Below are 21,499 nucleotides of genomic sequence, written 5' to 3'. Positions count from 1 at the left end.
GTGCGTCTGAACGAGCAAAGATCGAGTTGTTCGGGCTCCTTAGCCCGGTGACGGCTTGTCCTTCTCCACCGGTGCCAGTCGCAGATGGTGGAAATCGAAGCTGAAATCGGTCGCCGGTGAAATCGCTTCCATCCGCGCCTCGCGGATTTTCCCATCGGGATCCAGCGTGAAACTCAGGAAGGCGTCGGCATTCAACCAGCGCTCGTCCCAACGCACCACGAAGGTGTCGTTCTGCCACGGCTCCAGGCTGCCCACCAACGCCGCGGTATGGATGAAGCGGATCCGCAGCTTGCCGTCGTCCTGGCTGATCACCACGTCGCCATACCAGGGATCGCGGTAGGTATCGGCATAATCCGCCAATGGCAGCGAGGGTTTGGATTCCGCGTCACGCGCATCCAGGTGGGCTTGCCAGTCCTTGGCGGCCTTGTCCTGCGAGCTGCCCTGGGCAGCGATGTAGGCCGCCGTCCAGTCCGTTTTCGACGCGCCCAGGTAGGCATCCAGCGCGCGCATGGTCACCGCCTGGAACGCGCCACCGGCCTCGGCACTGGTCAACACGATGATGCCCAGCTCCTGTTCGGGGACCATGGTGATGCGCGAGACATACCCCGGCCAGCCGCCGGTGTGCCAAGCCAGCTTCTCGCCACGGTAGTCGGACAACGACCAGCCCTCGCCATAGCCCATGAAGTTGGGCGTGGCGGCGGCCAGTTCGGGAACCGAAGGCTCGCGGACCCGGATCGGTGTGAGCACCGACCACATTTCCTGCTGGCGCTTCTCGCTGAACAGCCGGGCAGGCTTCTGGCCGTCTTGACCAGCGCCATCGGCCGCTGCAATCACACCCTGGTCGAGCTGCACCTGCACCCACTTGGTCAGATCGTGGACGCTGGAGTACAGGCCGCCCGCTCCGGAAACATTGCCCCAGGACAGCTTTGGCGCTTCCACCAGCGTCGTGAAGTCGGCCTTTGAGTAGCCTGTGGCGACGTTGTCACCGGGCTTCAAATAGTCGCTGTTGAAACGTGTCTCATCCATGCCCAGCGGCTTGAAGATGCGCGTTTGCAGGAAGTCCTTGTAGCTTTGCCTGCTGGCCGCCTCGACCACCAGTTGTGCAACCCCGAACAGGATGTTGTCGTAGGCATACTGGGCGCGAAAGCTGGCATCCAGCGGCACATCCTTGAGCCGGCGCGCGACCTCCTCGGTGCTGTAATCGGTGCCCGGCCAGTACAGCAGGTCGCCGGCCCCCAGACCCAGTCCGCTGCGGTGCGCGAGCAGGTCGCGGATCCGCATCTCGGCGGTCACGTACGCGTCGGACATACGGAACCAGGGCAGGTGCTCGATCACCCGATCATCCATCTCCAGCTTGCCGTCATCGGCCAGCATCGACAGCGAGGCGGCGGTGAACGCCTTGGTGTTGGAGGCGATCGCGAACATCGTGTGCTCGTCTACCGGCTGCGTGCCATCCAGTTGGCGCATGCCGTAACCACGTTCAAGCACGACCTTTCCGTCTTTCACGATGGCCACCGCCATCGCCGGCACGTCGAACTGTTGGCGCACGTCCTCGATATACGCGTCGAAGTCCTGCAACTGCGCGGGCAACGCCGCGGTCGAGTTGGTCGCCGACGTCACTTCGCCCACGTGCGACGCGGTAGCCGCTTGTGCGTACGCGACAACAGGCGCGGTCATGGCCACGGCAAACATCACCGCAACCGCCAGTCCCCGGCGTGGGATGGTGTCAATCTGCATGCTGCCCCTGCTCCCGTTCGATGCGAAACGCCGACGATACCGCACCGATGCACTGCCCGGCAGTCTCTGCCGGACACGGCATAATGCGGGCCGGGCATCACACTGGATCCCCCGACACTTTTCACTGCGCACCTTGTCCCCGCGCGAGCACTTCACTGACGTGAGCATGCCCAAACAAACTGCCCTGCCCGGCCTGGTCATCATTGGCGGCGGCCCCGCCGGCCTGATGGCGGCCGAGGTCGCGCGCGCGGCCGGCATCGAGGTCGACCTGTTCGAGGCCAAGGGCTCGGTCGGGCGCAAGTTCCTGATCGCCGGCAAGGGCGGACTGAACCTTACCCACGACGAGCCGCGACCGGGCTTTGACGCGCGTTATCGCGAGCGCCGTGGCACGGTGGCCAACTGGCTGGACGACTTCGACGCCGACGCCGTGCGCAACTGGGCACGTGGTCTGGGCGTGGAGACCTACGTCGGCAGTTCGGGGCGCGTATTTCCACTTGACCGCAAGGCGGCGCCCTTGCTGCGCGGCTGGGTACGACGGCTGCGCGAGGACGGCGTGCGCTTCCATGTGCAACACCGCTGGCTAGGATGGACAGAAGACGGCGCGCTGCGTTTCCAGGCCGCAGACGGTGAGCGCCAGATCCACGCATCGGCGACGCTGCTGGCACTGGGCGGTGGCAGCTGGCCGCAGTTGGGCTCGGATGGTGCTTGGCAACCCTGGCTGCTCAATCGCGGCGTGGATGTCGCGCCTCTGGCACCGGCCAACTGCGGATTCGACATCGACTGGAGCGGACACTTTTCCAGCCGTCATGCGGGCGCGCCGTTGAAGCCGGTCGTCGCCCATTGGCGCGAAGCCGATGGCGAGCACGCGCTGCAGGGCGAATGCGTGGTCACCGAAACGGGGATCGAAGGCAGCCTGGTGTACGCCCTGTCTGCACAACTACGCGAGGCGATCGCGCGCGACGGCGAGACCACACTGACACTCGACCTGGCCCCCGGCCGCACGCTGGAACGGCTGCAGATCGACCTTGGCAAGCCACGCAACGGCCGCAGCGTCAGCGACCACCTGCGCCGCCAGACCAGGCTCGCTGGTGCCAAGGTGGCGTTGTTGTACGAGGTGCTGGGAAAGGAGCGCATCAGCGACGACGCCTTGCTGGCGCAGACAATCAAACGACTACCCTTGACCTTGCGCCGTGCGCGGCCCATCGCCGAGGTCATCAGCAGCGCCGGCGGGGTGCGGCTGGAAGCGATGGACGAGGCCCTGATGCTCACCCGACTGCCCGGCGTTTTCTGCGCTGGCGAGATGCTGGACTGGGAGGCCCCCACCGGCGGCTACCTGCTGACCGCATGCTTCGCCAGCGGCCGACGCGCAGGCTTGGGTGCCGTGGAGTGGCTACGTGCGAACCAAGCCCATTCAACCCACGCCGCTCCAATGTAGGAGCGGCTTCAGCCGCGAACAGGTAGCGATACGAGCGCCTGCACAGCTTGATTCACGCGTCACCGGCCAGGTCGTCGAGGATCGGGCAGTCCGGCCGGTCATCGCCGTGGCAGCGACGTGCCAGTTGTTCCAGCGTGCGCTGCATGGCCTGCATCTCCTCGACCTTCTTCGCCAGCTCGGCGGCGTGCGCCAGCGCCAGTTGTTTCACCTCGCCACTGGCTCGCGCACGGTCGTCCCACAGCGCGAGCAGGTTTTCGATTTGCTTGATCGGAAATCCCAGCGAGCGGGAACGATGGATGAAGCGCAGACGGTGCAGCGCGATTTCATCGTAGATCCGGTAGCCGGCCTGGGTGCGTGCCACTGCCGGCAGCAGTCCGATCGCTTCGTAGTGGCGGATCATCTTCGCCGACACACCACTGAGCGCGGCGGCCTGGCCGATGTTGTGCAGGCCGTCGGCAAGGGCATCGGCCAGTTCGGGCTTTGGCGCGCGTGGCGACGCTGAGCGGGGCTGGGCGATGCTGCTCATTGGTGCCTCCCTGGGGCGGCTGCCAGCGCCGGCCCGGCTTGCGGATGGAGTTCGCGATCGGTCTTGGCCATGTCAATCCTGCTCCTGAAGCGCAACCGCCGACTGCGGCTTCCAGCGCCGCAGCAGCAGGGTATTGCCCACCACGCTGACACTGGAGAACGCCATCGCCGCGCCGGCCACCACCGGGTCGAGCAGGCCCGCCGCCGCCAACGGAATCCCGACCACGTTGTAGATGAAGGCCCAGAACAGGTTCTGCCGGATCTTCGCACTGGTGCGGCGCGAGACCGAGATCGCGTCGGCGACCAGCCGCGGGTCGGAGCGCATCAGGGTGATCCCGGCCGCGTGCATGGCGACATCGCTGCCGCCGCCCATTGCAATGCCGACATCGGCCGCCGACAGCGCCGGAGCGTCGTTGATGCCATCGCCGACCATCGCCACCGGGCCGTGCGAGCGCAGTTCCAGCACCGCCTCGGCCTTGTCGCCGGGCAGCACGTTGGCACGCACGTCATCGATGCCAAGCGCGTCGGCGACGGCCTGTGCCGCGCCCCGGTTGTCGCCGGAGATCATCGCGGTGCGCAGGCCGAGCCGATGCAGGGTGGCGATCGCGGCACGTGCCTGCGGACGCGGCTCATCGCGGAACGCGAGCAGCCCGAGCAGGCGAACCTCACCCACATGCCGCTCGGCCAGCCACGACACGCTATGGCCGTGTGCCGCCAACTCATCGCCGCGCGCCTGCAAGGCACCGATATCGACGCCGGACTCCTGCATCAGCCGGGAGTTGCCAAGCAGCAGGTCGCGGCCTTCGACATCGCCCTCCAGCCCGCGCCCGGCCAACGCCCTCACCCCGCTCGCCTGCGGGAAGCCGGCCGGCTGTGCGGCCTCGACCACTGCGTTCGCCAGCGGATGCTCGCTGCCCGACTGCAACGCGCCCGCCAGTCGCAGCAGGGCGGCGTGGTCGCCATCGACCGCTACGTGTTCGGCCAGGGTCGGCCGCCCTTCGGTCAGGGTGCCGGTCTTGTCGAAGGCGATCACCTGCAACGAGCGCGCGGTTTCCAGCACTTCGGCGTCCTTGATCAGGATGCCGGCGCGAGCGGCGACGCCGGTGCCGGCCATGATCGCGGTCGGCGTGGCCAACCCAAGCGCACACGGACAGGCGATCACCAGCACGGCGACCGCATTGAGGATCGCCACGTTCCAGTCGCCACCCAGCACGCCCCAGCCCAGCAAGGTCAACACGGCAACGCCGACCACCACGGGCACGAACACCGCGCTGACCTTGTCGACCATGCGCTGGATCGGCGCCTTCTTCGCCTGCGCGTCCTCGACCAGCCGGATGATCCGGGCCAGCGCGGTCTCCGCGCCGACCGCGAGCGTGCGCAGCCGCAGCCGGCCCTCGCCGTTCACCGCACCACCGGTCACCCGGTCACCGGGCTGCTTGGCGACCGGCAGCGACTCGCCGGTGATCAGCGACTCGTCGGCGTGGCTGCGGCCTTCGATGATCTCGGCATCGACCGGAATGCGCTCGCCGGGTAACACGCTGACCTCATCGCCGACGACCACCTCAGCCAACGGCAGCTGATGCTCCACGCCGTCGCGCAGCACCCGCGCGGTGGCCGGGCGCAGCGCCTGCAGTGCACGGATCGCCTCGGTGGTCTGACGTTTGGCCCGCGCTTCCAGCCACTTGCCCAGCAGGACCAGGGTGATGACCACCGCCGAGGCCTCGAAATACAGATGACCGCCGCCGTGTCCCGCGTCGGCCAGCAGATGGAACACGCTCAGTCCATAACCCGCGCTGGTACCGAGCGCAACCAGCAGATCCATGTTGCCGGTGCGTGCCTTCAGCGCCCCCCAACTGGCGCGGTAGAAGCGCGCACCCAGCCAGAACTGCACCGGCGTCGCCAGGGCGAACTGCAGCCAGCCCGGCAGCATCCAGTCGCGGCCGAACGGCATCGCCAACATCGGCAACATCAACGGCGCCGACAGCACGATCGCGATGATGAGGTGGCGCAGCTCGCGCGAGCGACGCGGGTTCGCTGCCGCCGTCTCGCCCGATGTCGAAGTGGTGGTGTCGCCTGTCGACTCGTCCTGCGACAACCTCGCGGCGTAGCCGGCCCGGGTGACTGCGGCGATCAACGCGGCCGGATCGGTGCCGCCTACCGTACGCACGGTGGCGCGCTCGGTCGCCAGGTTGACGTTGGCCTCCAGCACGCCGGACGCCGCCGCGAGTGCCTTCTCGATCCGGCTGGCGCACGATGCGCAGGTCATGCCTTCGATCGCCAGATCGAGCGATTTATCCGCGACTTCGTAACCGGCGGCGCGTACTGCGGCGACAAGAGTCGATATCGGCACGTCCTCACCAGCCAGGATCTCCACGCTTTCGGTGGCCAGGTTGACGCTGGCCGCCTGCACGCCCGGCACCTTGGCCAGCGCCTTCTCGACCCGGCCCACGCAGGACGCACACGACATCCCGAGGACGTCGAAGCGCACGGTGCGCGGGTTGTTTGCATCGATGGCAGGGGTTGACATGCGGACTCCGAAGCTTGGCTTACGGACTATTCTGCAGCTTCCCATGGTGGGAAGGTCAACTGCATCACTCTCCGCCGCCAACTCGACGGACTTGTATCGCCTGTAATCGGCCGGGCCAGGCCGGGCCAAACCAGCCCGGTCAGATCAACGGTTTGAAGTCCATGGATGACCAGCCCTTTGGGCTGTTGTGGAGCGCTTCCCGGCTTCGCGGGAATGACGATAACTCCCTACCCTGCAGGCCCCGGTTCGAGCAACGGCTGCAACGCCGGATCCAGCGCAACCCGCTCATCGAACACGAAGCAGTGGCCGTCATAGCCCACCGCGCCCACCTGCTCGAAGTAGCCCAGGATGCCGCCGTCGAGTTGCAGCAGGTTATCCATGCCATCGGCACGCAGCCACAGCGCGGCCTTCTCGCAGCGGATACCGCCGGTACAGAAGCTGACCACGGTGGCGTCGCTCAACCCGTCTCGATGCGGCTCAAGGGCTTCGGGCAGCTCGGTAAAGTTGTCGATCGGCAGCGTCAGTGCGCCGGAAAATGTCCCGTAACCCACCTCTTCGCGGTTGCGGGTATCCAGCAACACCAGCCGCTTGCCGGCATCGTCGGTGCCCTGCTCGATCCAGCGCGCGAGGTCTGACGGCGCCACCACCGGCGCGCGGCCGGTCGCCAACGGCGAGGCGTTGTCGCGACGGAAGCTGATGATTTCCGGCTTGAGCTTCACCTTCAGCCGCGCAAATGGCTGTGCGTGGCTGCGACTGGACTTCACGACCATGTCCGCAAAGCGCGGGTCTTCGCGCAGCTTTGCCAAAAAAGACTGCACCGAAGCTTCCGCGCCGGCCAGGAACAGGTTGATCCCCTCGGGCGCGACCAGCACCGTGCCGCGCAGGTTGCCGTCCTCGGCCCGGGTACGCAGCTCGTCGACCAGGGTGTCGGGCTGGGCAACGACGGTGAAATGGTAGGCGGCGACATTCAGGATCATCCGCCAATTTTAACCGCGACCACGCTGTAAGCGCATGGCGGTCGGATCCCTTCTCATCCTGTAAATGTTGCCATCACTAACGTGTCCATAGGCCTGCGCGTTTGCATTCCGCGCGCACGACATCCCCAACCCACCGGAGACTACCGAATGAAGATCCAGCTCAATACCGACAGCAACATCCAGGGCGATGATGCCCTCGCCGCCCACGTCGAGGGGGTCGTCACCGATGCCTTGGGGCGGTTCAGCACCCAGGTCACGCGGGTCGAGGTCCACCTGAGCGATCTCAATGCCGCCAAGGGCGGCGGCGGCGACAAGCAATGCATGATGGAGGCGCGACTGGAAGGCCGCCAGCCGATGGCCGTCACCCACCAGGCCGGCACCATGCGTGCGGCCATCACCGGGGCGACCGGCAAGCTGCAACGGCTGCTGGCCAGCTCCCTGGGCAAGCTGGCCGCGCCGGAGCGCCAAGGCCGCCACGCTGCCCAGGCGGACGACCTGCAGTTGGCCGACGCCCCCTCCGGCGAGTCGATGTAGGTTTTCTGCAGAACCCATCGACCCGGTCCCGGCGGCGTAACCCGGTCATTGCGGCCGGACCGTTCTACACTGGCCCGCCGAATGCAGGTTCCATCGATGTCCGATCCATCCCAGGGCGACGCCCCACCGTCATCCGAGCGTTTATCGCGCAGGGTCTCGGCGTTGGCGGCATGTTCACGCGCGCAAGCCGAGCAGTACATCGCCGGGGGTTGGGTTCGGGTGGACGGCGAGGTGGTCGAGTCACCGCAATTCATGGTTGCCGGGCAATGCGTGGAGCTGGATCCCGACGCAGAGCTGGAAGCCGCCGAGCCGGCGACGATGCTGCTGCACAAACCGGCGGGCGTTGCATTTGAAGACAGCGCCCCATTGATCATCGAATCCAGCCGAGTCGAGGGTGACCACCGCCGCGGCATTCGCGTATTGCAGCGCCATTTCTCGCACCTGACGCCATCGATGCCGCTGGACAGTGACGCCAGTGGTCTGGTGGTGCTGAGCCAGGACCCACGCGTCCTGCGGCGGTTAAAGGAAGACGGCGCGAAGCTCGAGCAGGAATTCCTGGTCGAGATCAGCGGCCAGGCCGGCCCGTACACCCTGAGCCGCCTGGCACGGGGGCTGAGCTACCAGGGACGCGTGCTGGGGCCATGCAAGGTCAGCTGGCAGAACGAGATCCGCCTGCGCTTTGCCATCAAGGACGTGCGCCCCGGGCAGCTGCGGGACATGTGCGCGCAGGTGGGCCTTGAGGTGGTGGCGATCCGCCGCTTGCGGATCGGGCGGATCGGCCTGAACAAGATGCCGGCGGGCCAGTGGCGCTACCAGCCGGTCACCGATCGCTTCTGATCACGTTTGATCGCGGGTCAGTACGCGCCCATGTAATCGCGCTTGCCAATCTCCAGTCCGTTGTGACGCAGCAGGGCGTAAGCCGTGGTCACGTGGAAGAAGAACTGCGGCAAGCCATAGGTCAGCAGGTAATCCTGGCCGGTGAAGCGACGCTCCTTCGGGGTACCGGGACGGGTCACGATCTCGCGTGTCTCACTGCCGTCAAAGCGCGCGGCATCAAAGCTGTCGACAAAGGCAATGGTGCGCTCCAGCAAGGCCCGCAGCTGCTCGATGCTTTGCTCGTTGTCGTCATAAACCGGCACCTCGGCGCCGGCCAACCGCGCGGTGACCCCCTTGGCGAAGTCGCAGGCAATCTGCACCTGGCGCACCAGCGGCAGCATGTCGGGAAACAGACGTGCCTGCAGCAGCACGGCGGGGTCGATCTTGCGCTCGGACGCGTGGGCCTCGGCCTTTTCCAGGATCGCGGCAAGACTGCCGAGCATCTGCTTGAACACGGGGACGGACGCGGCGTGCATGGAAATGGTCATCGGGATTCTCTGAAGGGACAAACCTTGATGGTAGCCGCTCTACCTCAACGTTCCATCCCTGCACACCCGGCGCTGGCCGTGGCGCTCTAGAATTGACGGCCTTGTCGTCTTTCGGTCATCCAATGCCCCGTCGCGTGCTCAAGTTGTTCCTGGGGTTGATCGCCTACGGGGTGTCGATGGTGATGATGCTCCAGTCCGACCTGGGACTGATGCCATGGGACGTGCTGCACCAGGGCATCGCGTTGCAGGGCGACTGGCCGATGGGCCGGGTCACGATTGCGGTCAGCTTCGCGACGTTGCTGATGTGGATCCCCATCCGCCAGAAGCCGGGCGTCGGCACCCTGTGCAACGCGGTGGTAATCGGATTGGTATTCGACGCCGTCAATGCTCTGATTGGCGACCGGCTGCTCGAAGCCTCCATTGCATCGCGCACGGCGTTGCTGATTGGCGGCATCGTGCTCAATGGGGCGGCGACGGCCGCCTACCTGGGGGCGCACTTCGGTCCCGGCCCGCGCGACGGGTTGATGACCGGACTGGTACGACGGACCGGCCGATCCGTTCGCCTGGTGCGCACCATCATCGAAGGCAGCGTGCTGGTATCGGGCTTCCTGCTTGGCGGCACGTTTGGCATCGGCACGGTGGCCTACATGCTGGTAATCGGGCCGTTGATCCAGCTGATGCTGCCGTGGTTCGACCCACGTCGGAACGCGGCTGCAACGCCGCAGCCCGCCGCCGAGGGGCTATCCGCGCAGCAGGATCGCCGGTAGCGCCACCAGACCGAGCAACACGATAGTCGCGACGACCGCCAACAGCACCCGGCCAGGCTCTTCGCGCAGCACGTCCTTGAACGTCTGGGCGGTGCCGTCGCGCTGCGCAGCTTCATGTTCGGCGCGCGCGTTCGCCTGCCGCTTGGCCTGATACTCCGCCATCAGCCGCTTGGCCCTGGGCAGGTCGTCGTCATGGCTCAGCCATATACCGCCATGCGAGATCCCCCAGCGACTGGGTTGGGTCTCGTAATACTCGATCCGTGCTTCATCGAGCATCGCCCGCACGTCGTCGATCTCGTCGTCCAGTACCAGGCGCAGGTTGAGCAGCAGTTTTGACATCCGGCCATCATACCGGCGGGCGGCTGTGCCGGACGGTTCATTTTACTCCCAGCACGTCCAGTGGGTCGGCAACCGGCTGATCGGGAAGCGGCTCACCAGGAAGCGGGACGGAGCGTCGGGGCAACCGGCTCCTGTACGCCTCTATCGCCTTTTTTGCATGTCGGTCGAGTATCCCGGCGGGAATCGCCTGCTCGCCAAACACCTCGATTATCTGGGCCAGCAGTGCTTCCGCCGGTTTGCGCCGCGGCTCGACCTGCGCGGCGTCAGTGGCGCGCAATCGGCGCAATGTCTCTTGCGCTATGTCCAGACCGCTGTCGATGAACAGCTCGCCGGCCTGCTGGTCCGCCGGGTCGCGGCGCAGCACTTCCTGGCAGGCCACCAGCGCCGCCTCGGGCTGCCCAGCCTGGGCCTGGAGCAGCGCAATCTGCTGCCATGGTTGCTTGCGCGCCGGGTCGGCCAAAGCCGCCTGTCGGTAGGCCTGCAATGCCTGTTCAGGCAAGTCGTCGCGAACGGCGGCATCCGCCTCGGCCATGTACTCCGGGTATCCCGCCTTGGATCCCAGCGAAACCGTTGCACAGCCAGACAGCACGACCAGAAGCGCTGCGGCGGGGAGATATCGCCACGAAGCTCGGAACCGCGTAATTATCGTCCGCGCAATCATCGTCGTCATCGTTTCGTACCCTTCGTCGTCTCGGCCCACCCCCCAATCGAAACATAGCAGTTGCACGGATCATTGTTCCCGTTGCGGGGCTACCGGCAGATGCCAGTCGTAGCGGATCGCCATGTAACGCAGCCCAAAGCACAGCACCGCGGACACGACCATCACCGGCACCACCGGCAAGCCCAGGAAATCCCCGACGACAATCACGATTGCGCCGATCATCGCCGCAACCGCATACAAATCAGACTGGAATACCACCGGCGTGCGCGCCACCATCATGTCCCGCACGATGCCCCCGCCGATGCCACTGAGCATTCCCAACAGCACCGCGCCCACCGGCCCCAGCCCGTGATCCAACGCCTTGATCGTGCCGATCACTGCAAACAGCGCCAATCCGGCTGCGTCGAACAACCGCACCGGATTGTGCAACCGTTCGATATCGGCATAACGATAGAAAGTGACGATACCCGCCAGGCAACTCACCGCCAGGTAATGCCAGTTCGCCAATGCGACCGGTGGTGTCGCACCAATCATCAGGTCGCGGGTGATGCCGCCTGCGGCGGCCGCGGCGAATGACAGCACCAGCACGCCAAACAGGTCCAGCCGGTTGCGTACCCCGAGGGTCGCGCCACTAATCGCAAACGCAAACGTGCCGACCAGGTCGATCACGGTGATGATGGAATTCAGGTCCAAGGCAGCCCGCGCTCACTGGAATGGCGCCATAGAATGCCACGCTCCCGGACACGTGAGCGATACACCCGGGCCTTGCGACTCAACCGGGGCCCGGATCACGCCCGGGGTTTCGGGCGCGCCAGGCCGCCAGCAAGGTCTCGTAGTGTTTCATCTCGTCGGCATAGATGTCCGATACACAACGCTCGCAGCCGCTGTCACAACAATCCATGGGCAGTGGACGTTCGGGCAGCAACGGCGGCGGGTCGTCGCTTTTCTGCATCGGAACCGGCGGCGGAATCAGGTTGGGAGGATGGCCAGGCACGGCGTTCAGTATGGACGGTAGCAACGTCGCAATCTAATCGGCCGGCAAAGATCGACTGCTACCGCCCTCGGTGTATTTTTCGTGCAACTCCACCGGTGCGGCCTGCTCCTTGCTGCGCCGCCGGATCCACAGGTTGATCATCTCCACGAACACCGAGAACGCCATCGCGACATAGATGTAACCCTTGGGAATGTGTTGGCCAAACCCGTCGGCGACGAGTACCAGGCCGACCATTATCAGGAAGGCCAGCGCCAGTATCTTGACCGTGGGGTGGCGCTCGACGAACTCCCCGATCGGCCGGGCAAACGCCAGCATGAAGGCAATCGAAATGACGATGGCGGTCACCATCACCCAGCGCTCGTCGACCATCCCCACCGCCGTGATGATGGAATCCAGCGAGAACACGATGTCGAGCACCATGATCTGCATGATGACCGCACCGAAGGTCGCGGTCGCCGCGCCCGTCGCCACCTGCTCGGTTGCGCCCTCCAGCTTCTGATGGATCTCATGCGTGGCCTTGGCGATCAGGAACAGGCCACCGCCGATCAAGATCATGTCCCGCCACGAGAAAACGTGATCGAACAGCGAGAACAGCGGTGCGGTCAGTCCGACGATCCATACGATCGCAAACAGCAACATCAAACGGGTCACGGCCGCCATGAGGATGCCGATGCGACGCCCCATGGCGCGCTGCTCGACGGGCAGTTTCCCGGCCAGGATCGAGATAAAGATGATGTTGTCGATGCCGAGCACGAGCTCCAGCGCCGTCAGTGTCAGCAATGCGACCCAGATTTCCGGGTTGGCGAGCAATTCCATGATGATTCCAAATGTTCCAGCGAGGTATAAAAAACCACGATCGGAAATGCATCGGATGGATGCACCTTCGCCATGGAGAGGCGAAGGTCTTGCCCGCAAACCGCTGGACGGTTTGCTGCTGCACCGGAGCAAATGCCCGTAATGACGGCGACAGCGATTGGGAGCTACTCCCCTTCGCCGGCGAGGCTATCACGCAGAACCATGAAAAAGCCAGATCCGCATCGCTGCGGACCTGGCCTGGGTTGTCGCATCCGCCTGGCGTTCAGCCATGGCGGACGCCGCGTTGGTCAGTGACCGGAGGAATGATCGATCGCTTCGTTGGATTGGAAGATCGCCGGATCCGCGTCACCCTTGACGTTCAGGAACCCGATCAGACCCTTCTCGGTCCGCGACAGCGCGTGGTCGACCAGGATGTAACGACCCGGATAATCCACCTTGAACTCGACCATCGTCGCCCCGCCCGGCGGCACGATCGTGGTCTGCACGTCGGTCAGCGGCGGGCTGGTGAACGAGGCGAGGTTGTAGACCCGATCGAAGACCTCACCGATCAGGTGGAAGCTGGAGGTCAGGTTGGGACCGCCGACGCCGAAGAACATGCGCACCGTCTCGCCCACCTCGGCTTCCATGTTGAAGGTCTTGGTCAGCGCGTCCATGCTGCCGTTGAACATCAGGTGCTCGGGTTTCTCGTCCAGCAGCTTCTCCAGGGAGAATTCCTGCAGGCCGGACGAGCCATGCTTCTGCGCGGTGTAGAGCTCGCCCTGCATCACGTAGAACTCCTTGTCGACCTCGGACAAACCGCCTTCAGGCTCGACCAGGACCATGCCGTACATGCCGTTGGAGATGTGCTGGGCAATCATCGGCGTGGCGCAGTGGTAGACAAACAATCCCGGATGCAGGGCCTTGAAAGTGAAGCTCTTGGTCTGCCCCGGAGCCACCTGGGTCACCGCCGCGCCGCCACCAGGCCCGGTCACGGAGTGGAAGTCGACCGAGTGGATGTTGATGCTGTCCTCGGCGTTCTTCAGGTTGATGGTCACCGTGTCGCCCTGACGGATGCGCAGCATCGGGCCTGGCACCGTGTTGTCGAAGGTCCAGTAGCGGTAGGTGCTGCCATCGGACAGCCGTCCTTCCACCTCGGTGGTCAGCAAATCGTAGTTGACGTGTTGCGGCGCCCGATCCCCGACCGGCTCACCGACCTGGCTCGGATCCTTGGCCACGTCCAGCGCGGTGCTGGCCACTTCCACGACATCGCCGACGATCAGCTTGCCGAACATGCCGGCCGCCCGGTGCCCCGGAATCGTGCACACGTACTCGAATGTGCCGCCCTTAGTGGCGCGGAACACGATCGTGGTCGCCGAGCCCACCCCGACCAGGTTGTCGGACTGGGCATTGAACTCGGGAACCGCGACGTCATGCATTGCGCCGTCGCCGTTGATCACGGTGAGTGCAACCACCGCGCCCTCGGCCACCTTCAAGTCGGGATTGATCTGCCCCTTGATCGAACCGGCATCGCCAACAAAGACCAACTGGCCTTCATGGATCTGTGTCTTCAGGGTGAAGGTGACATCCGCCACCGGGGTAACGGATTCATTGGCGGCGATTGCCTGGGGTACGAATCCCGCAGCTCCTGCCAGTGCAAACAACAACACAAGCTCTTTCATCGTGGACTTCCTTCCGGTTACAAAAATGCAGCTGTTGGAAGTCAACATAGGGTGCGCGCACGACTTGCTCCATGACTTGGGTCAAGCCAAACCAAACGCCACCGTATGTTCAGCTGACAGCCAGCCTTGGCAATGGTTGCGGACAATGCGAAACGCCCCTTGAAGGGGCGCCGTGAAACTCGCGTGACCTGGTGATTTGCTGCCTGCTTTGCTACTTACTCATGAGTGAGCGGCTGCAAGCCTTCGTGGTCGAACGTGGCCTGGTAGTCGTTGACGACCGCCACCAGTTGCGGCATCCCTTCCACCGAAGCCGGATCGGTCTTCAATGCGCCGGTCGCGCCCATCATCCGCCCGATCAAGACATGCAGTGCCGCATCCGGCTCGGGGTCAAGCTCGCAGTTGGCGACCATGTAATCGATATCGTTCCCGACTCCGATCGCGAGCGCGTCGGCGTCTTCCACTTGCAGGCGGCCCTCGTGGTAGGCGGGCAAGTTATCCGCGACGGTATCGCGGATCCGGGTCATCGCTGCCCGCAGCGGCGCATCGGTTGCCCAGCGCTGCCCTTCGGCCAGCACCGGCGCGGCTTGATCGTGGTCGGCGTGGTCGGCCGCTTGCTCGTGGGCAGGTGTCGCATCCGGCGTGGCGCTGGCACCAACCTCGTCGGCAGTGGCGTGCGCCGACGGATCGACGTCGGCGTCGTCGCTGCAACCGGCGCTGCCAAGCAGCAGGGAAACGACCGCCACTGCGACGGCAAAGTCTCGAATATTCATGATGGGTACTCCTGGATGATTGCCAACACGTTAGCGAGTCTCCCGGCCAATACCCTGATTCATGTCAAGCGCGCACATGTCAAGTGCGGACATCAACGGTATCCGCGGCGGCCCGGCACGCTGCCGCTGTAAACAGCACGTCGGTGGATGAGTTCAATGCCGTCTCCGCCGAGTCCTGAACCACACCGACGATGAAGCCGATCGCGACCACCTGCATCGCGATATCCGTGGATATCCCGAACAACCCGCAGGCCAGCGGAATCAGCAGCAGCGAGCCACCTGGCACGCCGGAGGCACCACACGCGGCAATCGCCGCCACCACGCTGAGCAACAACGCGGTAGGCAGGTCCAGAGAAATGCCCAAAGTGTGCACCGCAGCCATCGTCAGCACGGTAATGGTGATGGCCGCGCCGGCCATGTTGATGGTCGCCCCGATCGGGATCGATACCGAATAGGTCTCCTTGTGCAGCCCCAGCTTGCGGCACAGTTCCATGTTGATCGGGATATTGGCCGCCGAGCTGCGGGTGAAGAACCCGGTGATCCCGCTTTCGCGCAGGCAGGTGAACACCAGCGGATACGGATTGCGCCGGGTGGTCACGAACACGATCAGCGGGTTGGCGACCAGGGCGACGAACAACATGCAACCGATCAACACCGCCAACAGATGCAGATAGTCCAGCAATACCGAAAGCCCGGCCTCGGCAAGCGTCGATGCCACCAGTCCGAAGATGCCCAGCGGTGCCAGCCGGATCACCAGCCGGACCAGCCAGGTAACCGCGTTGGACAGGTCCCCGACCATCTGCCGGGTACTGTCGGCCGCATGGCGCAGGGCAATGCCCAGACCGACCGCCCAGGCCAGGATGCCGATGAAATTGCCGGTCACCAACGCGTTGACCGGGTTGTCGACGATCTGCAACAACAGGGTCTTGAGTACTTCCACGATACCATCGGGTGGGCTCAGTCCGGTCATCTCGACGACGGCGAGCTGGAGGGTGGTGGGAAACAGGAAGCTCGCCACCACCGCCACCAGCGCCGCGGCCAACGTGCCCACCAGGTACAGCACCAGGATCGGCTTGATGTGGGTGCGCTGGCCCTGGCGATGGTTGGCGATTGACGCCGCCACCAACACCAGCACCAAGACCGGCGCCACGGCCTTCAGGGCAGCGATGAAGATCGTCCCCAACAGGCCCGCCGATGCCGCCGCCGCTGGAGATACCAGCGCCAGCAGGGTTCCGGCGACCAGGCCGATAACGATCTGGGTGACCAAACTGAGGGACAGCAGCGAGACGAAAAAAGTTCGGAACCTGGAATTTGGCATGGGTACCTGGTCGGTCGACGGAAATGGAAATCATCGCGCGACCGAAGCCCCGCAGCGGTTGCGTCCGATAACGGCGCAACTGCTGATTGTCGCCGAGACCGGGGCAGGATGCGCGTGTGGCGGATCCATGCCGCCCTGACCCATGTCATTGTCAGCAGCCCGCACAACCCCAACCATGTATACCGACATGGTCGTCACCGACGACCGGACCAATCCAAGGGAGCCAACTCACATGCATGGCGAATACAAAGTGCCCGGCGGCAAGCTGGTGGTAGTAGACCTGGAGACCACCGGCGGTCGCCTCGCCGAGGTCCAGGTCAGCGGCGACTTCTTCCTGGAGCCCGACTCCGCGCTGGAATCGATCAACATCGCGCTGCGCGGCTTGCCCGACGATACCGACATCGCCGCGCTCGCCGCCGCGGTAAACGCCGCGCTGGGCGATGGCGTCAGCCTTTACGGGATCACGCCCGAGGGCGTGGCGATCGCCGTGACCCGGGCATTGGGCAGCGGAGACCATTCGTGAGCCGCTCGTCCTGGCGCGAGCACGACTGGCAGCTGATCCATACCGACGCGCAGTCGCCCGGCATGCACATGGCCCTGGACGAAGTGCTGACCACGGAAGTTTCCGCCGGCCGTCGCCCACCGACCCTGCGGGTGTGGGAGTGGGCGAGCCCGGCGGTGGTCATCGGCCGCTTCCAGTCGCTGCGCAACGAGGTCGACGCCGAGGCTGCTGGCCGTCATGGCATCGAGGTGGTTCGCCGGATCAGTGGCGGCGGTGCGATGTTCATCGAACCAGGCAACACCATCACCTACTCGATCTGCGCGCCGTTGACGCTGGTGGAAGGGCTGTCGTTCCAGCAGTCCTACCAGCTCATGGACTCCTGGGTCATCGAGGCACTCGGCGAGCTCGGCATCCGCGCCAGCTACCAGCCACTCAACGACATCACCTCGCCCGGCGGCAAGATCGCCGGCGCCGCCCAGGCGCGTCGCGGCAATGCGGTGCTCCACCACGTCACCATGGCTTACAACATCGATGCGGCCAAGATGCTGGAAGTGCTGCGGATCGGCCGCGAGAAGCTGTCCGACAAGGGCACCGCGAGCGCGGCCAAGCGGGTCGACCCGCTGCGCAGCCAGACCGGCCTGAGCCGCGAGGCGGTGATCGAACGGATGGTCCAGACCTTCCAGCGCAGCCATGGATTGCGCCCGGACACCCTGACCGCCGACGAGCTGGACCGCGCCGCCGTCCTTGCCAGGGACAAGTTCGCGTCCGTCGACTGGACGGCTGTGGTCCCCTGAGACGCGTGGTTTCAGGCGATCGCAGCGGCCGGCATTCACGCCCCCATCCGGGCTGGGTGCTAGCGTCGACAGCAACCCACACCAGTGAAGGCGCACCGTGAAGAAACGCTTCCAGCGCACCGCTCGCGGGCTGGCTGTCGCGCTTGCCCTGTTTACCCTGGTCGCCTGTTCCACCGGGCCCCGGGTGCGGACCGACCTTGATCCGGAAGCCAACTTCGCCGCCTACCAGACGTACGCATTCTACGAACCGCTGGCAATGGAGGCCTCTGGCTACAGCTCCTATCTGTCTGCGCAGATCAAGACCAGCATCCGCCGCGAGATGGAAGCGCGTGGTTATCGCTTCGACCCGGCAGACCCCGACCTGCGGGTGAATTTCCAGGGAGTGATCCGCGAGCGCACTTCGGTATACGACGTCCCCCGCTCTGATGTGCGCTGGTTCTACAGCTACCGCGCGCGCTCCTACGTGGCCGTGCCGGTGTGGTACGACGAGACCCGGGTCAACCAATACACCGAGGGCACGCTGACGGTCGACCTCGTGGACGCCGACCAGAACCGGCTGGTCTGGACCGGCGACGCCATCGGCAGGGTGACGCAGAAAACCGCACCCGAACGCATCATGGCCGCCGACCGTGCGATCAACGCCATCTTCGCCCAGTTCCCGTATTACGCGTCCGGAACTGCCGCTCCAATGCCATCGCCGTGACGGGCGCTGCATCAACGAACTAGGCGTTGGCCATCCACACGCTGGCTGATTACTTGCCGCCCCCGCTCCGCCAGATCGACAACACCAGCCAGGCACCGGCAACCGCCGCACCGAGAAAACCCAGCAACCCGAATGCCGGCAGCCCGAGCAAAGTGGGGCCCGCATCCACGGTCAGCGCGATCGACGAGCCGATGATCAATGCCGCCAGAACCACCCCCACGGTCAGCCGGTTGGCGGAATGGTCGATCTGGGTGCCGAACCGCTGCAGGTGATCGACATCCAGCCTCAGCTTGAGATTGCCGCCGCGCGCGGTACGCAGCAGGCGGCGAAGATCACGCGGCAGCACCGACAGGATGCCGGCAGTATCGGACAACACCCGCAACCCGTCGCGTGCGACCGCGCCCGGTGCGTAGCGCGCCAGCATCGCCCGACGCAGGAAGGGTTCTGCCTCACCGGCCATGTCGAAATCCGGATCCAGTTTGCGCCCCAGCCCTTCCAGGGTGACAAACACCTTGATCATCAACGCCAGGTCGGCCGGCAACACCAACTGGTTGGCGCGCAACAACGCTGTGACCTCCATCAGCATCGCCACCAGGTCAAGCTGCCCCAGCGGTACGCCGTGGTAATGGTCAACCAGCCCGTCAATATCCTGGGCCAACTGGGCCTCATCCACCTGCACTGCGCTGCTCCACTCCAGCAACATGTCGGTCACCCGCTCCGAGTCACGCCGAACCAGCGCATCCAGCAACCCGACCACCTGCGCGCGCCTGGAGTCGGATAACCGCCCAACCATGCCGTAGTCAATCAGCCCAATGCGGTTGCCGGGCAGCACGAACACGTTGCCGGCATGCGGGTCGGCATGAAAGAAGCCGTCCTCGAACATCATCTTCAGTACCGCCTGGGCGCCGCGACGGGCGATCAAGCCGCAATCCAGGCCCGCAGCGTCCAACATCACCAGATCCGAGACTGGGATGCCGTCGACGAAATCCTGCACGTTCATCCGCGGGCCGGTGTAGTCCCAATGCACTCGCGGCACCACGATCTGGTCGTTATCAATGAAGCTGGCCGCAATCCGTTCGGCGTGACGGCACTCGGCGGCCAGGTCCAGCTCGCGAGTCAGCGATGCCTTGAACTGACGGACCATCCCGGTCGGCTGGAACTGGCGCAGCTCCGGGAATCGCGCCTCGATCGCCTGCGCGGCGCGCTGCAGCAAACGCAGGTCGGCCTCGACCGTCGGGCGAATGCCCGGTCGACGTACCTTGACCACCACCTCGGTGCCGTCATGCAGGCGCGCACGATGAACCTGGGCGATCGACGCGGCGGCCAACGGGGCTGGATCGAACTGCAGGAACACCTCTTCCGGCGGCGCACCAAGGTCTTCCAACAGCTGTTTGCGGATCGCCTCCGGCGCCGCCGCCGGTGCCTGGCTCTGGAGCTTGCCGAACTCGGCAATCCATTCCGGGGCGAATAGATCCACGCGGGTAGCCAGGATCTGGCCCATCTTGACGAAGCTCGGACCCATTTCCTCCAGCGCGCGCCGCACCCGAACCGGCGCAGGCAGCGCCACCGACGCCTCGATGTGACCCAGCGGAAGCACCCTGCCCGCGCCAGCCAGCAACTTTGCCAGCCCGAGCCGGCGCACCATGTCGCCAAAGCCGTAACGGACCAGGATAGAGGCGAGTTCATACACCCGGCCCAGGTCCCGCGTTGCGGTCAATCCTTCCCAAAGCATCGTGGGTCTCCGGTTCGGCAGCGCGCCGTGACGGCGCCAGCCCAGACTACGTGTCGCTCAGACTACGTGGGCCATTACCGCGACGTAGTGACACAGGCTGCCACCGAGCACGAACATGTGCCAGATCGCATGCGAGTAGCGCAGCGTCGGGCGATGGTAAAAGAACGTGCCGGCGGTGTAGGAAATGCCGCCGGCCAGCAACCAGCCCAGCGTCCAGCCGTCCAGGGCATTCCACATCGGCTTGGCCGCCACCACGACCAGCCAGCCCATGCCGATGTAGATCATCGTGGACAGGCGCTTGAAGCGGCCGGTGAAGAACAACTTGAACACCACGCCGGCGATGGCCAGCGTCCAGATGGTGGCAAACATCCACCAGCCCCAGGGTCCGCGCAGGCCAATCAGGGTGAATGGCGTATAGGTGCCGGCAATCAGCAGGTAGATCGCACAGTGGTCGACGACCTTCAACCGCGACTTGAGCACCGGATGGCGCACCGAGTGGTACAGGGTCGAGGCCACGTACAGCAGCAGCAACGAGATGCCGAACACGATCGCACTGGCCAGTTGCCAGCGACTGCCGTGCAACGCGGCCAAAGTGATCAGAACCGCTCCACCGGCAAGCGCCGCCGTCGCACCCAGGCCGTGGGTCAGCGCGTTGGCGAGCTCCTCCGACGCACTCGTTCCATCCGGGCCCGGGTCTGGGGAGCGAGGATATCCGGATCGGCCATGGCTGCGCATGACCGCAATGCTAGCGCGATTTTGGCGTCAGGCTTTCTTCAGGAAGCAGGTTTTCAACACCAGGCCCTTGATCTTGTCGGAGCTGCCTTCGATGTTTTCGGCATCGCCTTCCACCAGTCGGATGTTGCGGATGACGGTGCCCTGCTTGAGCGGGATCGACGAACCCTTCACCTTCAAGTCCTTGATCACCGTCACCGTATCGCCCTGGCTGAGGACATTGCCGTTGGCATCCCTGACCACGGCGGCCTCGTCGGCTGCGGCACCACCGGCAATCGGCCATTCATGGGCGCAATCGGCGCAGACGTAGTTGTCACCATCGGGATAGGTGTTTTCCAGGCCACATTGGCTGCACGCGGGAATATCGGGCATGAGTCCGTCCAGGAGAGTCGTTGAGCGGGCACCGGATTATAGGCCGTCGCGGATGGCCACCAACGGGTGCGGCGCCGCCCTGCCGGCGGTTCCATCGCTGAACCGGAACCCCGACCGACGGCGTGCCATGCGCTGTTGCCCCCACCAACGCGTAGCATGTCCCGGTACGTCCTCGTCAATAGCTCCTCTCGCGGCCCGTTCCAATCCCCGGACCGCCCCTCCATGCGCCATCACCCAGTTTC

At 65.0% G+C, this 21,499-nt stretch carries 23 protein-coding genes; 7 read left to right on the top strand and 16 right to left on the bottom strand.

What is annotated here, in order from left to right; translation table 11 throughout:
* Positions 1-39: 39 nt before the first annotated feature.
* Positions 40-1,737, bottom strand: a complete 1,698-nt coding sequence (locus ACW5DN_RS03150) for a serine hydrolase (RefSeq protein WP_456961303.1) — start codon at positions 1,735-1,737, stop codon at positions 40-42.
* Between the two features lie 166 nt (positions 1,738-1,903).
* On the opposite strand from ACW5DN_RS03150, the gene ACW5DN_RS03145 reads away from it, so the two are divergent.
* Positions 1,904-3,172, top strand: coding sequence for a TIGR03862 family flavoprotein (locus tag ACW5DN_RS03145; protein ID WP_456961302.1), 1,269 nt, complete (start codon positions 1,904-1,906; stop codon positions 3,170-3,172).
* Positions 3,173-3,224: 52 nt separating this feature from the next.
* On the opposite strand, the gene cueR is transcribed toward ACW5DN_RS03145, so the two are convergent.
* From cueR to ACW5DN_RS03130, 3 genes are all read right to left on the bottom strand, one after another.
* Positions 3,225-3,698 carry a Cu(I)-responsive transcriptional regulator gene (gene cueR, locus ACW5DN_RS03140; RefSeq protein ID WP_456961301.1) on the bottom strand — a complete coding sequence of 158 codons (474 nt, stop codon included), beginning with the start codon at positions 3,696-3,698 and terminating at the stop codon, positions 3,225-3,227.
* 72 nt (positions 3,699-3,770) lie between these two features.
* Positions 3,771-6,224 carry a heavy metal translocating P-type ATPase gene (locus ACW5DN_RS03135; RefSeq protein WP_456961300.1) on the bottom strand — a complete coding sequence of 818 codons (2,454 nt, stop codon included), beginning with the start codon at positions 6,222-6,224 and terminating at the stop codon, positions 3,771-3,773.
* A 227-nt stretch (positions 6,225-6,451) separates the two neighbouring features.
* Complete coding sequence (locus tag ACW5DN_RS03130) at positions 6,452-7,201, bottom strand: sulfurtransferase (RefSeq protein WP_456961299.1); 750 nt, start codon at positions 7,199-7,201, stop codon at positions 6,452-6,454.
* Between the two features lie 147 nt (positions 7,202-7,348).
* On the opposite strand from ACW5DN_RS03130, the gene ACW5DN_RS03125 reads away from it, so the two are divergent.
* Together ACW5DN_RS03125 and ACW5DN_RS03120 are read left to right on the top strand one after the other, a co-directional pair.
* The gene (locus ACW5DN_RS03125) at positions 7,349-7,735 is read left to right on the top strand and encodes an HPF/RaiA family ribosome-associated protein (RefSeq protein ID WP_456961298.1); all 387 of its coding nucleotides are present in this window, start codon (positions 7,349-7,351) and stop codon (positions 7,733-7,735) included.
* A gap of 96 nt (positions 7,736-7,831) precedes the next feature.
* On the top strand, positions 7,832-8,572 hold the full coding sequence (locus tag ACW5DN_RS03120; protein WP_456961297.1) for an rRNA pseudouridine synthase: 741 nt from the start codon (positions 7,832-7,834) through the stop codon (positions 8,570-8,572).
* A 17-nt stretch (positions 8,573-8,589) separates the two neighbouring features.
* Here ACW5DN_RS03120 and ACW5DN_RS03115 read toward each other — a convergent pair whose 3' ends face one another.
* Positions 8,590-9,099, bottom strand: coding sequence for a DUF1993 domain-containing protein (locus tag ACW5DN_RS03115; RefSeq protein WP_456961296.1), 510 nt, complete (start codon positions 9,097-9,099; stop codon positions 8,590-8,592).
* A gap of 122 nt (positions 9,100-9,221) precedes the next feature.
* Here ACW5DN_RS03115 and yczE point away from each other — a divergent pair, with 122 nt between their 5' ends.
* Complete coding sequence (gene yczE / locus ACW5DN_RS03110) at positions 9,222-9,866, top strand: membrane protein YczE (protein WP_456961295.1); 645 nt, start codon at positions 9,222-9,224, stop codon at positions 9,864-9,866.
* On the opposite strand, the gene ACW5DN_RS03105 is transcribed toward yczE, so the two are convergent.
* From ACW5DN_RS03105 to sstT, 8 genes are all read right to left on the bottom strand, one after another.
* Positions 9,840-10,205 (bottom strand): DUF6164 family protein, encoded by a 366-nt coding sequence (locus tag ACW5DN_RS03105; protein ID WP_456961294.1) that lies wholly within the window; start codon positions 10,203-10,205, stop codon positions 9,840-9,842. The genes yczE and ACW5DN_RS03105 overlap by 27 nt on opposite strands.
* 37 nt (positions 10,206-10,242) lie before the next feature.
* The gene (locus ACW5DN_RS03100; protein ID WP_456961293.1) at positions 10,243-10,737 is read right to left on the bottom strand and encodes a hypothetical protein; all 495 of its coding nucleotides are present in this window, start codon (positions 10,735-10,737) and stop codon (positions 10,243-10,245) included.
* 198 nt (positions 10,738-10,935) lie between these two features.
* On the bottom strand, positions 10,936-11,553 hold the full coding sequence (locus ACW5DN_RS03095) for a trimeric intracellular cation channel family protein (protein WP_456962941.1): 618 nt from the start codon (positions 11,551-11,553) through the stop codon (positions 10,936-10,938).
* 85 nt (positions 11,554-11,638) lie between these two features.
* The gene (locus ACW5DN_RS03090; RefSeq protein ID WP_456961292.1) at positions 11,639-11,860 is read right to left on the bottom strand and encodes an oxidoreductase-like domain-containing protein; all 222 of its coding nucleotides are present in this window, start codon (positions 11,858-11,860) and stop codon (positions 11,639-11,641) included.
* A gap of 33 nt (positions 11,861-11,893) precedes the next feature.
* Positions 11,894-12,676 (bottom strand): TerC family protein, encoded by a 783-nt coding sequence (locus ACW5DN_RS03085; RefSeq protein WP_456961291.1) that lies wholly within the window; start codon positions 12,674-12,676, stop codon positions 11,894-11,896.
* A 287-nt stretch (positions 12,677-12,963) separates the two neighbouring features.
* Entirely contained in the window at positions 12,964-14,334 is a 1,371-nt protein-coding gene (nirK, locus tag ACW5DN_RS03080) for a copper-containing nitrite reductase (protein ID WP_456961290.1), read from the bottom strand.
* A 215-nt stretch (positions 14,335-14,549) separates the two neighbouring features.
* On the bottom strand, positions 14,550-15,104 hold the full coding sequence (locus ACW5DN_RS03075) for a hypothetical protein (protein WP_456961289.1): 555 nt from the start codon (positions 15,102-15,104) through the stop codon (positions 14,550-14,552).
* A gap of 79 nt (positions 15,105-15,183) precedes the next feature.
* Positions 15,184-16,422, bottom strand: a complete 1,239-nt coding sequence (gene sstT / locus ACW5DN_RS03070; protein WP_456961288.1) for a serine/threonine transporter SstT — start codon at positions 16,420-16,422, stop codon at positions 15,184-15,186.
* A gap of 232 nt (positions 16,423-16,654) precedes the next feature.
* On the opposite strand from sstT, the gene ACW5DN_RS03065 reads away from it, so the two are divergent.
* From ACW5DN_RS03065 to ACW5DN_RS03055, 3 genes are all read left to right on the top strand, one after another.
* Complete coding sequence (locus ACW5DN_RS03065; RefSeq protein WP_456961287.1) at positions 16,655-16,945, top strand: biotin--protein ligase; 291 nt, start codon at positions 16,655-16,657, stop codon at positions 16,943-16,945.
* Positions 16,942-17,718: a lipoate--protein ligase family protein gene (locus ACW5DN_RS03060; protein WP_456961286.1), complete on the top strand. Its 777-nt coding sequence runs from the start codon at positions 16,942-16,944 to the stop codon at positions 17,716-17,718. Before ACW5DN_RS03065 ends, ACW5DN_RS03060 begins: the two co-directional genes overlap by 4 nt.
* A gap of 97 nt (positions 17,719-17,815) precedes the next feature.
* The gene (locus ACW5DN_RS03055; protein WP_456961285.1) at positions 17,816-18,421 is read left to right on the top strand and encodes a DUF4136 domain-containing protein; all 606 of its coding nucleotides are present in this window, start codon (positions 17,816-17,818) and stop codon (positions 18,419-18,421) included.
* A gap of 49 nt (positions 18,422-18,470) precedes the next feature.
* On the opposite strand, the gene ACW5DN_RS03050 is transcribed toward ACW5DN_RS03055, so the two are convergent.
* From ACW5DN_RS03050 to ACW5DN_RS03040, 3 genes are read right to left on the bottom strand one after another with little or no spacing between them, the layout of a single operon-like run.
* On the bottom strand, positions 18,471-20,153 hold the full coding sequence (locus ACW5DN_RS03050) for an ABC1 kinase family protein (RefSeq protein ID WP_456961284.1): 1,683 nt from the start codon (positions 20,151-20,153) through the stop codon (positions 18,471-18,473).
* A gap of 57 nt (positions 20,154-20,210) precedes the next feature.
* The gene (gene trhA, locus ACW5DN_RS03045) at positions 20,211-20,888 is read right to left on the bottom strand and encodes a PAQR family membrane homeostasis protein TrhA (protein WP_456961283.1); all 678 of its coding nucleotides are present in this window, start codon (positions 20,886-20,888) and stop codon (positions 20,211-20,213) included.
* Positions 20,889-20,915: 27 nt separating this feature from the next.
* Entirely contained in the window at positions 20,916-21,257 is a 342-nt protein-coding gene (locus tag ACW5DN_RS03040; protein WP_456961282.1) for a zinc ribbon domain-containing protein YjdM, read from the bottom strand.
* Positions 21,258-21,499: the final 242 nt, after the last annotated feature.

The organism is Lysobacter sp. A289, from assembly GCF_054072675.1.
The sequence above is the reverse complement of the archived record's forward strand: the minus strand, read 5'-3'. Positions and strand labels throughout refer to the sequence as shown.